The following is a 13,539-nucleotide window of genomic DNA, read 5'->3' as shown; positions in this document are numbered from 1 at the left end:
TGGGGTCGGGCAGGTCAGCAGCCCCACTGACCACGGCGGGTCAGCACGTCCTTGAGCACGTCGGCGCGGTCGGTCATGATGCCGTCCACGCCGAGGTCGAGCAGCCGGTCCATCTCGGCCGCGTCGTTGATGGTCCACACGTGCACGAGCTTGCCGATCTCGTGGGCCGCGTCCAGCGTGGTCGGGGTGACGACCTCCAGGCCGTGGTGGTGCGGCGGCACCTGCAGGGCGTCGACGGCGCGCAGGGCGCGGGCCGCCACGGTGGCCCGGATGAGCGGCGGCAGCGCGGCGGCGGCCCGGAAGGACGCCGTGCTGCGCTGCCCGGCGGAGGTGGCGACCGGTCGCGTCAGGCGCATGACGGCGGCGTCGCGGCGCTGGTCGGAGAAGCTCGTCACGCACACCCGCCCGTGCGCCTGCGTGCGCTCGATGACCTGCACGAGCGGCACGATCGCGCCGGGGGTCTTGATGTCGATGTTGACCCGCACGTCGGGGAAGGACCCGAGCAGGTCCTCCAGCCGGGGAACCGGCTCGCTGCCGGCGATACGGGCGCGCGACACCTCGCGCCAGGACAGCTCGGGGATGGCGCCGCGCCGGTCGGTGACGCGGTCGAGCGTCTCGTCGTGGAAGGCCACGACGACCCCGTCACGGGTGGCGTGCACGTCCGTCTCGACGTAGCGGTAGCCCAGGTCCACGGCCGCCTGGAAGGCCACCATCGAGTTCTCCAGGCCGGTGGCGCCGGCGTCGAACCCGCGATGGGCCATCGCGATGGGGCCGGGGTGGTCCAGGTATGCCGTGCGCACCCTCCGAGGGTATCGGCTGGGCGCGCTCGGTCACACGTCGCTGCGCGGCGCCTCGATCTCGGAGGTGACCGGCTCGCTCGGCACCAGCTCGCCGACGCCGCCCAGGACCTCGTCCGGCCGGAACGGGTAGGACGCGAGGGTGTCGGCGGTGCTGATCCCGGTCATGACCAGGACCGTGTGCAGGCCCGCCTCCATCCCGGCGATGATGTCGGTGTCCATGCGGTCACCGATCATGCCGGTGCTCTCGCTGTGCGCGCCGATGGTGCGCAGCGCGGACCGGAACATCATCGGGTTGGGCTTGCCCACGACATACGGCTCGCGTCCCGTCGCCTTGGTCACCAGCGCGCTGATCGCCCCGGTCGCCGGCAGGATGCCGTCGGCGCTGGGCCCGGTCGCGTCCGGGTTGGTGACGATGAAGCGGGCGCCGTCGGCGACGAGGCGCACCGCCGTCGTGATGGCCTCGAAGGAGTACTGCCGGGTCTCGCCGATGACGACGAAGTCGGGGTCCTTCTCGGTCATGGTGAAGCCGACCTCGTGCAGGGCGGTGATGATGCCGGCCTGGCCGACGACGTAGGCCGACCCCCCGGGCTTCTGCGTGGCGACGAAGTCGGCGGTCGCCAGGGCGCTGGTCCAGATGCGCTCCTCGGGGACCGGCAGCCCGGCGTGGCGCAGGCGTGCGGAGAGGTCGCGCGCGGTGTAGATGGAGTTGTTGGTGAGGACGAGGTAGGGGGTGTGGGTCACCTCCCAGTGGTCGATGAGCGCCCGGGCCCCCGGCAGCGCGTGGTTCTCGTGGACCAGGACGCCGTCCATGTCGGTCAGCCAGGCGTCGATGTCCTCACGGTTCCGCATGGTCCCAGCGTAGGGCCGCCAGATGACGGCCAGGTTTCCCCGGGCGGCAGGGACCGCGCTCCGGGTGGGCTGCCCGGGAGGGCGGGGCTCAGCGCAGCCGCAGCGGCCCGGAGTCCGGCGGCGGGGGAGAGGCGTCGCCGACCTCGCCGAACGGCCGGACGCCGCGCTCGGCCGCCGCGACCTCGCTGCTGGGCCGCCAGCGGGTCGGGAAGGGCGCCCGGGCGGCGGCGCGCGTGAGGGTCACGTCGTCCAGCGGTCGGCGGGAGGCCACCAGCACGACGTTGCCGTAGCGCTTGCCGGAGGCCACCTCGCGCAGCACGAGCTGCCCGACGTGCGGCAGCGACGTCCGCAGGGTGGCGCCGAGGCGAGCCACCCAGCGCAGGCCCGGCAGGTCGGCGGCGTTGACGAGCAGCAGCCCGTCGGGGGCGAGCACCCGGGCCAGCTCCCGGGCGAAGGCCTGACCGGCCAGCGCACCAGGGACCCGGCCCTCGTCGTAGGCGTCGACCACGACGACGTCGGCCGAGCCGTCCCGCAGGCCCGTGACGCCCTCCTGGCCGGTCTGCGGCCGCACACGGATCCGGTGGCCACGGGGCAGCGGCAGCTCGCGGCGCACCAGCTCGGTGAGCGCGGTGTCCGGCTCCAGGACGATCTGGGGCGACCCCGGGTGGGTGACGTGCACCCAGCGGGCGAGCGTCAGACCGGCCCCGCCGACGTGCGTGACCGCCAGCGGAGCGGGGTCCGGGCGCAGCGACTCGAGCACCAGGGCGAGGTGCTGGACGTACTCGAAGACGAGCAGCAGCGGGTCGTCGGTGTCGACGTAGGACTGCGGGTGGCCGTCCCGCAGGACGGTCACCCCGCCGCGCTCGTCCCGGACGAGCTCCACCTCAGATGTCGCGGAAGGTCTGGATGCGCGCGCCGAGGGCGTTGAGCCGGGTGGCGAGGTCCTCGTAGCCGCGGTTGATGACGTAGACGTTGCGCAGCACCGAGGTGCCGGGCGCGGCCAGCATGGCCAGCAGGATCACCACGCCCGGGCGCAGGGCCGGCGGGCACATGATCTCGCCGGCGCGCCACCGGGTCGGACCCTCGATCATCACCCGGTGCGGGTCCATGAGGTGGACCTTGGCCCCGAGCGTGGTGAGCTCGGTGAGGTAGATGGCGCGGTTCTCGTAGACCCAGTCGTGGATGAGCGTCGAGCCCTGCGCGCAGGCCGCGATGATCGCGAAGAACGGGAGGTTGTCGATGTTGAGCCCGGGGAAGGGCAGCGGGTGGATCTTGTCCAGCGGCGCCCGCAGCGGCCCCGGGATGGTGGTGAGGTCGACCAGACGGGTGTGCCCGTTCGCGCTGGCGTACTCCTCCGACAGGTCGCACTCGAAGCCCATCGTGCCCAGGACGGCCAGCTCGATCTCCATGAACTCGATCGGCACCCGCCGGATGGTGATGGCGCTGCCGGTGACGACCGCCGCCGCCAGCAGGCTCATGGCCTCGATGGGGTCCTCGGAGGGGGCGTACTCGATGTCCGTGTCGATCTCGCCGACCCCGGTCACGGTCAGCGTGGTCGTGCCCAGCCCCTCGATCTGCACGCCGAGCTGCTGCAGGAAGACGCACAGGTCCTGGACCATGTAGTTGGAGCTGGCGTTGCGGATGACCGTCGTGCCGGTATGCCGTGCGGCGGCCAGCAGGACGTTCTCGGTGACCGTGTCGCCGCGCTCGGTGAGCACGATCGGGCGCCCCGGGGAGGCGGCCCGGTCGACCGTGGCGTGGTAGCTGCCGGTGGTGGCGGTGACGTCGAGACCGAAGTGGCGCAGCGCGATCATGTGCGGCTCGACGGTGCGGGTCCCGAGGTCGCAGCCCCCGGCATACGGCAGCTCGAAGGTGTCGAACTCGTGCATGAGCGGACCGAGGAACATGATGATGGTGCGGGTGCGGCGGGCGGCCGCCTCGTCGATCGCGTCGAGGTCGATGCGCTCCGGCGGGACGATCTCGAGGTCGGAGGAGTCCGGGAGCCAGCGGATCTTGAAGCCGATGCTGCTCAGCACCTCGGTGATCCGGTTGACCTCTTCGATCCGGGCCAGGTTGCGCAGCGTCGTGCGCCCCTTGTTGAGCAGCGAGGCGCACAGCAGCGCGACGGCGGCGTTCTTGGAGGTGCGGACGTCGATGTCCCCGGACAGCTTGACGCCCCCCTCGATCCGGAGGTTCTGCGGGATGCCCGAGGAGACCTGGACGATCTCGGAGTCCAGCTTCTCGCCGATCCGGGCGATCATCTCCAGGGACAGGTTCTGCTTGCCCTGCTCGATGCGGGCGACGGCGCTCTGGCTGGTGCTCAGCAGCTCGGCCAGCTCGGCCTGGGTGAGGTCCTTGTGTCGACGGGCGTCGCGGATGAGCCCGCCGATGCGGGAGAGGTAGCTCTCGGTCATGGAATCAACCTTAGATCACATATATGAGATATGGCTGGGTGGACGCGGTGGCGGTGCGCCGGGATCGTCCGGCGTTGCGCTCCGGGCGAGGGCGGCACCCGGGGCCTACGCTGGGGACGTGGTGAGCCGGATCTCCGACCAGCGGCCGCGGCGCCGAGCCGCGGCGGACCCTGTGGCGCCCGATCTCGGCGTCTTCCAACGTGCCCTCGACGGTATCAGGAGCGCCGCCCTGCGACCGGAGATGGTCATCGAGGAGGTGCCTGCCCCCAGCCGGCTGGCCCCGCACGCCGTCGCGCTCTCCGGTGAGGTCGTGCCGTCCCGGCTGGAGGACGAGGACCCGATCGCCACCGGCCGCTTCGTGGTCCTGCACGACCCGGAGGGCCCCGAGCCGTGGGAGGGGACCTGGCGGGCCGTCACCTACGCCAAGGCGCAGATGGAGCCGGAGGTCGGGCACGACCCGCTGGCCGGCCAGGCCGGCTGGTCCTGGCTCACCGACGCCCTGGAGGAGGCCGGCCTCGGCTGGACGGCCGCGGCGGGGACGGTGACCTGCGTGACCTCCGAGAGCTTCGGCGCCCTCGCGGACCGTGAGCCCTCGGTCGAGCTGGAGATCCGCGCGTCGTGGACCCCGGTGCTGACCGACGGCGACGAGGCCCGGGAGATGGCCGCCCACCTTGGCGCGTGGGGAGACCTGCTGTGCACGCTCGCCGGCCTCCCGCCGCTCCCCGAGGGCGTGGTCGCGCTGTCCGGGGTCCGCCGCTGAGATGAGCTCCGACCTCCCCGACGACGACCCCGGCTCGGACTTCCACCGGCTCGAGGCACCGCCCGAGGGGGTGCCGACCGTCGTGGACACCCCCGAGGGCATGGACGACGCGCTCGCCGCCCTGGCCGGGGGCGAGGGGCCGGTGGCGGTCGACGCCGAGCGTGCCTCCGGCTACCGCTACGGCCAGAAGGCCTACCTCGTCCAGCTGCGGCGCGAGGGGGCGGGCACCTGGCTCATCGACCCGGTCCCCTTCGCGGACCTGGAGGCGCTGGACCAGGTCCTGGCGCCGACCCAGTGGGTCCTGCACGCCGCCACCCAGGACATCCCCTGCCTGGCCGAGCTGGGCCTGCGCCCGCGCTCGCTCTTCGACACCGAGCTGGGGGCCCGGCTGGCCGGGCTGCCGCGGGTGGGGCTGTCCGCGGTCCTGGAGTACTACCTCGGTTACACCCTGGCCAAGGAGCACTCGGCCGTCGACTGGTCCACCCGGCCGCTGCCCGAGCCGTGGCTGCGCTACGCCGCCCTGGACGTCGAGCTGCTCGTCACGCTGCGCGCGCGGATGGAGCGCGACCTGCGCGAGCAGGGCAAGCTGGAGTGGGCCGAGCAGGAGTTCGCCGCGCTCTGCGACTTCACCGGCCCCCCCGGGGCCGACGAGCCGGACGCGTGGCGGCGGACCACCGGGATCCACCGGTTGCGGCGGCGACGCTCGCTGGCCGCGCTGCGCGAGCTGTGGCTGACCCGCGACGCCATCGCCCGGGAGCGTGACGTCCCGCCGGGCCGGGTCCTGCCCGACGGCACGCTCCTCGACCTCGCGCAACGCATGCCCGCCCAGGCCTCGGCGCTCGCCTCCGAGCGCAAGGAGAGCTCCCGCACCCGGCAGCGCCGGGCCGAGCAGGGTCTGCTGCGCCACCAGCGCGCGTGGCTCGCGGCCGTCCGGACCGCCGCCGAGCTCGCCGAGGAGGACCTGCCCGAGCCGGCCCGCCGCGGCGACGCCCCGCCACCGCCCCGCGCCTGGGCCGACCGCGACCCGGCGGCGGCGGACCGCCTCACCGAGGTGCGTGCCGCCCTGGCCGAGCTGTCCGAGCGGCTGGAGATCCCGGTCGAGAACCTCATGACCCCCGACGTCGTCCGCCGGGTCCTCTGGACGCCGCCCGAGGACCCCACGGCCGAGAGCGTGGAGCAGCGCCTCGCCGAGCTCGGCGCCCGGCCCTGGCAACGGGAGCTGGTGGTGCCGGTGCTCGTGCAGGCGCTGCAGGCGCACCGCTGACGGGACGGGCGCCGCATACCTCGCTCGGAGGGATTCCCCACCGAGCGCCGCGAATGGTTGCCTCAGCTCCCACCGGGCGCCGCGCATGGTGGGCTCCACCCTCACCGGGCGCCGTGAATGGTTGCCTCAGCGGGCGGAGATCTCGTGCACCAGCTCCACGACGCGGGTCAGGACGGTGGGGTCGGTGTCCGGCAGCACCCCGTGCCCGAGGTTGAAGATGTGGCCCGGGGCCGCCCGGCCCTCCTCGACGATCTCCCGGACCCGTGCCTCCAGCGCGTCCCAGGGGGCGAAGAGCAGCGCGGGGTCGAGGTTGCCCTGCACGGCGTACCGGCCACCGGTCCGCTCCACCGCGTCGGTGAGGCTGACGCGGTAGTCGACCCCGATGACGTCGGCCCCGGCGTCCGCCATGGCCGGCAGCAGCTCCCCGGTGCCGACGCCGAAGTGGATGCGCGGGACGCCGAGGTCCGCGACCTCCTCGAGCACGGTGCGGCTGTGCGGCTCGACGTGGCGCAGGTAGTCGGCGCGGGAGAGGTGCCCGGCCCAGGAGTCGAAGAGCTGCACGGCGCTGGCCCCCGCCTGCGCCTGCACCCGCAGGAACGCCCCGGAGATCTGCGCGAGCCGGGCGCACAGGTCGCTCCACAGCTGGGGGTCGCCGTGCATGAGCGCCTTGGTGCGCTCGTGGTTCTTGGAGGGGCCGCCCTCGACGAGGTAGGACGCCAGCGTGAAGGGGGCGCCCGCGAACCCGATGAGCGGGGTGCCGCCCAGCTCGGCGGTGAGCAGCCGCACCGACTCGGCGATGTCGGGCACGTGCTCGGGGGTCAGCTCGGGCAGCCGGTCGAGGTCGGCGCGGGTGCGGATCGGCTCGGCGATGACCGGGCCGGTGCCCGCGACGATGTCGACGTCGACCCCGACGGCCTGCAGCGGCACGACGATGTCGCTGAAGAAGATCGCGGCGTCGACGCCGTGCCGCCGCACCGGCTGCAGGGTGATCTCGGTGACCAGCTCGGGGGTGCGGCAGGAGGCCAGCATGGCGACGTCCTTGCGCACCTCGCGGTACTCCGGCAGCGACCGACCGGCCTGCCGCATGAACCACACGGGGGTATGCGGCACGGGCTGGCGGCGGGCCGCCCGCACCAGGGCGCTGTCGGCCAGGTCGGGGGCGGGATCGAGCGTCGGCGAGGCGGCGGAGGTCACTCCTGCAGTGTCCCACGCCCGGCCGGGCCCGCCTGCGTGCGCCGGCGCCGCAGCCACCACAGGGCCGGCAGGGCCACCAGCGTCGCGACGGCGACGAAGGGCACGAGCGCGCCGACGAGGGTCAGCACCATCGTCACCGACGTGGTGAAGGCCTGCCACCCCTGGCCCAGCCCGCCGGCGAAGCCGGTGCGCGGCGCGACCTCATCCAGGTCCTCGGTCCGCTCGGCCAGGTGCAGGGTGATCGTCGAGAGCGCCACGTCGTCCTCGAGCACCTGCATCCGCGCCTTGAGCGCGTCGAGCTCGGCCTCGCGGGTGGTGAGCTCGCCCTCGAGGTCGGCGATGTCCTGGAGGGAGGAGGCCTCGGCCACGAGCTCGCGCAGCCGCTGCGCCCCGGCCTCCATGGTGGCGATCCTGGCCTCGACGTCGCGGTACTCGGTCGTGACGTCCTCGGCGCTGCTGCGGCTGGCCCGGACCTCACCGATCTCGCCCAGGCTGGTCACGACCGCGTCGAGGTCGTCGGAGGGGACCCGCAGGACGAGCGAGCCGTAGCCGTCCCCGGACTCCCGGGCCGGGACGACGTCCTCGGAAGAGACGTAGCCGCCCACGCCGGCCGTGGTCGCCCGCGCCCGGGTCACGGCCGCACCCACGTCCTCGACGACGAGCTCGAGCTCGACGCTGCGGACCATGAGGGGAGCCTGCGCGGCCGTGGTGACCGTCCCGAGGTCGGCGGCCGTGACCTCGCCGCCGGTGCCCTCACCGGCTGCGGATGCGTCGTCCGCGGCGCCGGCCTCCGCGCCGCCCTCGGCCTCGCCCTCCGCCCCCGCGTCGGAGGCGTCCATCGCCCGGTCGTCGGAGGTGCCGGTGCTCCCCGAGCCGGTGCACCCGGTGAGCAGGAGCAGCAGGGCGAGCACCGCCGCCGTCAGTCGAGCCGTCATGGGAGTCCTCCTGGTCCGGCGCAGGCGGGTCCTGCGGTCGTGACCTGCGACGGGCCGGCACGGGACGTCGTTCCGGGCGCGGCGTCACGGTCCGGACACGATCGGGTCACGGCCCCGCACCCGGGGACCGGCGGCCCGGGTGAGACGCTGGAGGTATGACGTCCACCCTGGTCATCGGCGGCGGCATCAGCGGTCTCGCCGCGGCGACGGCGCTGCTCGCCGAGGACGGGCAGGTGGCCGCCGGGGACGAGATCACCCTGCTGGAGGGGGCCGACCGGGTGGGCGGCAAGCTGCGCGGCGAGCCGGTCGCGGGGCAGCTCGTGGACACCGGGGCCGAGGCCATGCTCGCGCGGCGGCCGGAGGGGACCGACCTGGCGGCGCGGGCCGGCCTCGCCGACGACCTGGTGCACCCCACCGGGGCGCGCGCGCAGGTGTGGAGCCGCGGGCGGATCCACCTGCTCCCACCCCGCACCCTCATGGGGGTGCCGGCGGACCCGACCCTGCTGGGCGGGCCGCTGACCCGGCAGGAGGTGGACCGCGCGCTCGCGGAGGTCGCCCGGCCGGTGGAGGAGGACGACGTCTCCGTGGGGGACCTCGTGGGCGCGCGGCTCGGGTCGGCCGTCACCGAGCGGCTGGTCGAGCCGCTGCTGGGCGGGGTCTACGCCGGCCACGCCCGGCTCCTCTCGGCCCGGGCCGCCCTGCCGGCCCTGCTCCGCGCGGCGCAGGACGGGCAGCGGCTGCAGGACGCCGCGAGCCGGCTGCTGCCGGCCCCGACCGACGGGACCCAGTCCGCCGCCGCCGCACCCGTCTTCGCCGGTGTCCGTGGTGGGCTGCACCGCTGGCCGCAGGCCCTCGCCGGCCTGCTGGACGACGCGGGGGTCCGCCTGGAGACCGGAGTGGTCGCCCGCGAGCTGCGCCGCCTGCCCGAGGGGGGCTTCGAGGTGGTGACGGGGCCGCGGCCGAGCCCCACGGCATACCGGGCCGACCGGGTGGTGCTGGCCCTGCCGCCCGCCCCCGCGTCCCGGCTGCTCGACCCGGTGGCGCCCGCCGCCGCCCGGGCCCTGGGGACGGTCGAGACGGCCTCCATGGCCGTGCTGACCTTCGCCCTCGACACCGCGGCGCTGGGCGCGCTGGAGGGCTCCGGCATCCTCGTGCCGCCGGTCGACGGGCGCACCATCAAGGCGGCGACCTTCAGCGCCACCAAGTGGGACTGGGTGCGCGAGCTCGGCCGGGACGCCGGGGAGGCGGGCCGCCCCCTCACCTTCCTGCGCGCCTCGATCGGGCGGCACCGCGAGGAGGCCACGCTGCAGCGCCCCGACGAGGAGCTGCTCGACGCGGCGCTCGCCGACCTGGGCGAGGCCCTGGGTCGGCCGCTGCCCACGCCGGTGGACGCGCACGTGCAGCGCTGGGGCGGGGCGCTGCCGCAGTACGCCGTCGGTCACCTCGACCTCGTCGAGCGGGTGCGTGCCGACGTCGCCCGGGTGCCCGGTCTCGCGGTCTGCGGCGCGACCTACGACGGGGTCGGCATCCCCGCCTGCATCGCCTCGGCCCGCCGTGCCGTGGCCGACCTGCGCCAGGGACAATGAGAGGTATGGCCGACTACTCCCACCCCACCGCCGAGCAGGCCGAGGAGATCAACGCCTCGATCCGCTACGCCGCCTACTCCGTCTTCCGGGCCGTGACCCCGCTGCCCCAGGGCAAGGCCCGGGCGGCCCTGGCCACCGAGGTCGTCGAGCTGTTCAGCGCCCTGGAGGGGGAAGGGCTGGTCGTGCGCGGCGTCTACGACGTCTCGGCCCTGCGCGCGGACGCCGACCTCATGATCTGGTGGCACGCCGAGCGGGTCGAGACCGTGCAGCGGGCCTACCAGCAGTTCCGGCAGACCGCCCTGGGCCAGCACCTCGAGCCGGTCTGGAGCAACGTCGCCATCCACCGGCCGGCGGAGTTCAACCGCGGGCACGTGCCGGCCTTCCTCTCCGGGCAGGACGCCAAGGACTACCTGTGCGTCTACCCCTTCGTCCGCTCCTACGACTGGTACGTCATGGACGCCGGCGACCGCTCGCGGATGCTGCGCGAGCACGGGGAGGCGGCGCGCGACTACAAGGACGTGCTGGCCAACACGCTCGCGAGCTTCGCGCTGGGCGACTACGAGTTCCTGCTGGCGTTCGAGGCCGACGAGCTGCACCGCATCGTCGACCTCATGCGCGAGCTGCGCAACACCGAGGCGCGCCTCCACGTGCGCGAGGAGGTCCCGTTCTTCACCGGGCCGCGGGTGGAGCTGCCGGCGCTCGTCGCCGGCCTGCCCTGAGCCCGGGTCGGGACGCCGGGGTGTACCCGCCGCCCGCGGCCGTGGGCCGTGGGCGACGTGCGGAGGCTCAGCCCTGGGCCGGCCGCAGCGTCATCGCGATGCTGTTCATGCAGAAGCGCTGGTCGGTGGGGGTGTCGTAGCCCTCACCCTCGAAGACGTGGCCCAGGTGGGAGCCGCAGGAGGCGCACCGCACCTCGGTGCGGGTGCGGCCCAGCGAGTCGTCCTGCAGGTACTCGACCCGGTCCTCGGCGAGCGGGGAGTAGAAGCTCGGCCAGCCGCAGTGGCTCTCGAACTTGGTCTCGCTGCGGAAGAGCTCCGCGCCGCAGGCACGGCAGGCGTAGACGCCCTCGGTGGTGGTGTTGGTGTACTCACCGACGAAGGGACGCTCGGTGCCGGCCTCGCGGAGCACGGCGTACTCCTCCGGCGAGAGCTGCTCGCGCCACTCCTGCTGCGAGCGGGTGGTGCGGTAATCGGGCTTGCTGGCGTCGGACCTGCTGGCGTCGGTCGCGGGCGTGCTGTGGTGGCTCATGGTCCGGACAACGACGCAGCGCCTCGATTGCTTCCGTGCGCAGGCGCCCGGGCCGCTAGGTTGTCGGTATGCCCGCCGACGCGCAGACCCTCACCGCTCCGGGGCCCGACGGCCGGGTCCGCGACGTGCGGCTCTCCAGCCCGGACAAGGTGGTCTGGCCGGCCACCGCGCACGGCGCGGCCATCACCAAGGCCGACCTCGCGGCATACCTGGAGGCGGTCGCCGAGCCGATGCTGCGCGCGCTGGGCGACCGGCCGGTCACCCTGCAACGGGTGCGCGGAGGGATCGAGGGGGAGGAGTTCTACTCCAAGAACCCGCCCAAGGGGGTGCCGGACTGGTCGCGGACCACGGTCTGCACCTACCCCTCGGGCCGCAGCCACCCGCAGCTGGTCATCGACGAGGGCGATCTCCCGACGCTGCTGTGGACCGCGCAGATGGGCACCGTCACCTGGCACCCGTGGCCCGTGCGCTCCGGCGACAACGACCACCCGGACGAGCTGCGGATCGACCTGGACCCGCAGCCCGGGCGGGCCTTCGCCGACGTCGTCGAGGCGGCCGGCGCCCTGCGGGAGGTGATGACCGAGGCCGGGCTCACGCCCTTCGTCAAGACGACCGGCAACCGCGGCGTGCACGTCTTCGCCGCGATCGAGCCGCGCCTGGAGTTCCTCGAGGTCCGGCACGCCGTCATCGGCCTGGCCCGCGAGCTCGAACGGCGCCGGCCCGACCTGGTGACGACGGCGTGGTGGAAGGAGGAGCGCGGCGCGCGGATCTTCGTCGACTTCAACCAGGCCACCCGCGACCGCACTCTGGCCGCCGCGTGGAGCACCCGCATCCTGCCCGGCGCCCCCGTCTCGGTCCCGGTGACCTGGGACCAGCTGGGGGAGGTCGACCCCGCGACGCTCACCCTGCACACCGTGCCCGCGTTCCTGGCCGAGCACGGCGACGCCTGGGCGGACCTGCACGTGTCCCCGGGGGTGGTCGACGGGGCGTACGCCCTGTGGGAGGCCGACCTCGAGCGCGGGCTGGGGGAGCTGAACTTCCCGCCGGACCACCCCAAGATGCCGGGGGAGCCGCCGCGGGTCCAGCCGTCCAAGAAGGTCGCCGAGCACTGGGACGAGCACGGCAACCGGGTCGAGAACGTCTGAGCGCGGCCCGCCCGGCGCACCAGGGTCGGGAGGGTCCCGTAGGAGTCGGGCCCGTGCCCGACTCCCACGGGACCTGCTGCGAGGGGGGCGGTCAGCTCACCGTGGTCGCGAGGTAGAGGGCGCCCGAGCCCTGCACCTGCAGCCGGCCGGCTCGCTCGACGAAGCCCGCCTCGCCGCGGGCCAGCGTCAGCCCGTCGTGGCCCTCGGCACGCAGCGTGAACTCTCCCTCCAGCACCAGCGCGACCGAGGGGCTGCCCGCCGCGACGTCGGCCGGCCCGGTCACCTCCAGCAGCTGCCAGGGCACGGCGGCGCCGGTCTCCTGCGTGCTCGGACGGTAGGTGCGCACCGCCGGGGCGACGTCGACGGGCGCCAGCCGTGGGGGCGGCCCGGGGGTGAAGTCCAGCACCTCCAGCAGCTCGGCCACGTCGACGTGCTTGCCGGTCAGGCCTCCGCGCAGGACGTTGTCGCTCGGGCCCATGACCTCGACCCCGAGCCCGGAGAGGTAGGCGTGGATGTTGCCGGCCGGCAGCCAGAGCGCCTCCCCGGCGGCCAGCGTGACCCGGTTGAGCATGAGCGCGACGGCGATCCCGGGGTCGCCGGGGTGGTGCCCGGTCAGCAGCCGGACGAGGTCGGCGTCCCGCTCCGGCAGGCCGGTCGGGGGAGTCCTGGCGAGCGCCTCGACGAGACGGTCGACGGCGGGGTCGCCGGAGAGCAGCCAGGCCACCGCCTCGCGCAGCCCTGCCTCGGGGTCGGCCAGGCGGGCCCGCCACGCGGGGAGCGCCGGCTCGTCCGTCAGCTCGGCCAGGGTGTCGAGCAGCGCGACGACCTCCTCGACCGGCCGGAAGCCGCACAACGCGTCGAAGCCGTCCTCCACGGCGAGGAGCACCTCGGGCTTGGCGTGCGGGTCGCGGAAGCTGCGGGCGGGCGCGTCCCGGGGGACCCCGGCCGCCTCCTCCCGCTCGAACCCGGCGCGGGCCTGCTCGGGCCCCGGGTGGGCCTGCAGCGACAGCGGAGCGGCGGCGGCGAGGAGCTTCATGAGGAAGGGCAGGGTGTCGCCGGTGGCGTCCTCCCAGGCCCCGAGGTCGGGCCACGGCGGGTCCCCGGGGCGATCGGTCAGCACCCGGCTGGGCGCGGCCCGGTGGGAGCCCAGCCACAGCTCGGCCTCGGGCCGCTCACCCGGCTCCTGGCCGCGGGCCGCCGAGATGCCCCCCGGGCGCCCCCAGGCGTAGTCCCGGACCACGCCGTCGATCCTGACGATGCCGCTCATCCGGCCAGCCTACTGAGCCGCGCCGGCACCGGGCCGCGCCGACGGGGGCGGTGCGCACGGGCATACCCGCCCTCTGT

Annotated in this window: 13 protein-coding genes; 5 read left to right on the top strand and 8 right to left on the bottom strand. The window is 74.7% G+C overall.

The window, feature by feature from the left end; all coding sequences use genetic code 11:
- Window positions 1-14 precede the first annotated feature (14 nt).
- From Q0967_RS03495 to Q0967_RS03480, 4 genes are all read right to left on the bottom strand, one after another.
- Window positions 15-800, bottom strand: a complete 786-nt coding sequence (locus Q0967_RS03495) for a glycerophosphodiester phosphodiesterase (RefSeq protein WP_298746761.1) — start codon at window positions 798-800, stop codon at window positions 15-17.
- A 30-nt stretch (window positions 801-830) separates the two neighbouring features.
- Window positions 831-1,649: an HAD-IIA family hydrolase gene (locus tag Q0967_RS03490; protein ID WP_298746762.1), complete on the bottom strand. Its 819-nt coding sequence runs from the start codon at window positions 1,647-1,649 to the stop codon at window positions 831-833.
- Window positions 1,650-1,737: 88 nt separating this feature from the next.
- Window positions 1,738-2,532: a spermidine synthase gene (locus Q0967_RS03485; RefSeq protein WP_298746763.1), complete on the bottom strand. Its 795-nt coding sequence runs from the start codon at window positions 2,530-2,532 to the stop codon at window positions 1,738-1,740.
- Window position 2,533: 1 nt separating this feature from the next.
- Window positions 2,534-4,063 carry a UDP-N-acetylglucosamine 1-carboxyvinyltransferase gene (locus tag Q0967_RS03480; protein ID WP_298746765.1) on the bottom strand — a complete coding sequence of 510 codons (1,530 nt, stop codon included), beginning with the start codon at window positions 4,061-4,063 and terminating at the stop codon, window positions 2,534-2,536.
- 118 nt (window positions 4,064-4,181) lie between these two features.
- Between Q0967_RS03480 and Q0967_RS03475 the strand changes: the two genes are divergently transcribed.
- Both Q0967_RS03475 and Q0967_RS03470 read left to right on the top strand, forming a co-directional pair.
- Window positions 4,182-4,823, top strand: a complete 642-nt coding sequence (locus tag Q0967_RS03475) for a DUF3000 domain-containing protein (protein WP_298746767.1) — start codon at window positions 4,182-4,184, stop codon at window positions 4,821-4,823.
- A gap of 1 nt (window position 4,824) precedes the next feature.
- Window positions 4,825-6,087, top strand: coding sequence for an HRDC domain-containing protein (locus tag Q0967_RS03470; protein ID WP_298746770.1), 1,263 nt, complete (start codon window positions 4,825-4,827; stop codon window positions 6,085-6,087).
- Window positions 6,088-6,213: 126 nt separating this feature from the next.
- On the opposite strand, the gene hemE is transcribed toward Q0967_RS03470, so the two are convergent.
- Complete coding sequence (gene hemE, locus Q0967_RS03465; protein ID WP_298746773.1) at window positions 6,214-7,281, bottom strand: uroporphyrinogen decarboxylase; 1,068 nt, start codon at window positions 7,279-7,281, stop codon at window positions 6,214-6,216.
- Entirely contained in the window at window positions 7,278-8,216 is a 939-nt protein-coding gene (locus Q0967_RS03460) for a DUF4349 domain-containing protein (protein WP_298746775.1), read from the bottom strand. Before Q0967_RS03460 ends, hemE begins: the two co-directional genes overlap by 4 nt.
- Before the next feature lie 155 nt (window positions 8,217-8,371).
- Here Q0967_RS03460 and hemG point away from each other — a divergent pair, with 155 nt between their 5' ends.
- On the top strand, window positions 8,372-9,802 hold the full coding sequence (hemG, locus tag Q0967_RS03455; protein WP_298746776.1) for a protoporphyrinogen oxidase: 1,431 nt from the start codon (window positions 8,372-8,374) through the stop codon (window positions 9,800-9,802).
- 5 nt (window positions 9,803-9,807) lie between these two features.
- Window positions 9,808-10,521 carry a hydrogen peroxide-dependent heme synthase gene (gene hemQ / locus Q0967_RS03450; RefSeq protein WP_298746778.1) on the top strand — a complete coding sequence of 238 codons (714 nt, stop codon included), beginning with the start codon at window positions 9,808-9,810 and terminating at the stop codon, window positions 10,519-10,521.
- A gap of 67 nt (window positions 10,522-10,588) precedes the next feature.
- Here the strand turns inward: hemQ and msrB are convergent, their stop codons facing one another.
- A complete protein-coding gene (gene msrB / locus Q0967_RS03445; RefSeq protein WP_299449097.1) occupies window positions 10,589-11,050 on the bottom strand; it encodes a peptide-methionine (R)-S-oxide reductase MsrB in 462 nt (153 codons plus the stop codon).
- A gap of 68 nt (window positions 11,051-11,118) precedes the next feature.
- On the opposite strand from msrB, the gene ligD reads away from it, so the two are divergent.
- A complete protein-coding gene (gene ligD / locus Q0967_RS03440; protein ID WP_298746784.1) occupies window positions 11,119-12,195 on the top strand; it encodes a non-homologous end-joining DNA ligase in 1,077 nt (358 codons plus the stop codon).
- 91 nt (window positions 12,196-12,286) lie between these two features.
- On the opposite strand, the gene manA is transcribed toward ligD, so the two are convergent.
- Window positions 12,287-13,462, bottom strand: coding sequence for a mannose-6-phosphate isomerase, class I (gene manA, locus Q0967_RS03435; protein ID WP_298746787.1), 1,176 nt, complete (start codon window positions 13,460-13,462; stop codon window positions 12,287-12,289).
- Window positions 13,463-13,539 lie beyond the last annotated feature (77 nt).

Source organism: uncultured Serinicoccus sp., assembly GCF_947500995.1.
GTDB lineage: Bacteria > Actinomycetota > Actinomycetes > Actinomycetales > Dermatophilaceae > Ornithinicoccus.
The sequence above is the reverse complement of the archived record's forward strand: the minus strand, read 5'-3'. Positions and strand labels throughout refer to the sequence as shown.

Excerpts from the sequence above, each read along its gene's own strand:
- hemG (WP_298746776.1), top strand. The coding sequence starts at position 8,372 with ATGACGTCCACCCTGGTCATCGGCGGCGGCATCAGCGGTCTCGCCGCG.
- msrB (WP_299449097.1), bottom strand. The coding sequence starts at position 11,050 with ATGAGCCACCACAGCACGCCCGCGACCGACGCCAGCAGGTCCGACGCC.
- ligD (WP_298746784.1), top strand. The coding sequence starts at position 11,119 with ATGCCCGCCGACGCGCAGACCCTCACCGCTCCGGGGCCCGACGGCCGG.
- manA (WP_298746787.1), bottom strand. The coding sequence starts at position 13,462 with ATGAGCGGCATCGTCAGGATCGACGGCGTGGTCCGGGACTACGCCTGG.
- Q0967_RS03480 (WP_298746765.1), bottom strand. The coding sequence starts at position 4,063 with ATGACCGAGAGCTACCTCTCCCGCATCGGCGGGCTCATCCGCGACGCC.
- Q0967_RS03490 (WP_298746762.1), bottom strand. The coding sequence starts at position 1,649 with ATGCGGAACCGTGAGGACATCGACGCCTGGCTGACCGACATGGACGGC.
- Q0967_RS03470 (WP_298746770.1), top strand. The coding sequence starts at position 4,825 with ATGAGCTCCGACCTCCCCGACGACGACCCCGGCTCGGACTTCCACCGG.
- Q0967_RS03460 (WP_298746775.1), bottom strand. The coding sequence starts at position 8,216 with ATGACGGCTCGACTGACGGCGGCGGTGCTCGCCCTGCTGCTCCTGCTC.
- hemQ (WP_298746778.1), top strand. The coding sequence starts at position 9,808 with ATGGCCGACTACTCCCACCCCACCGCCGAGCAGGCCGAGGAGATCAAC.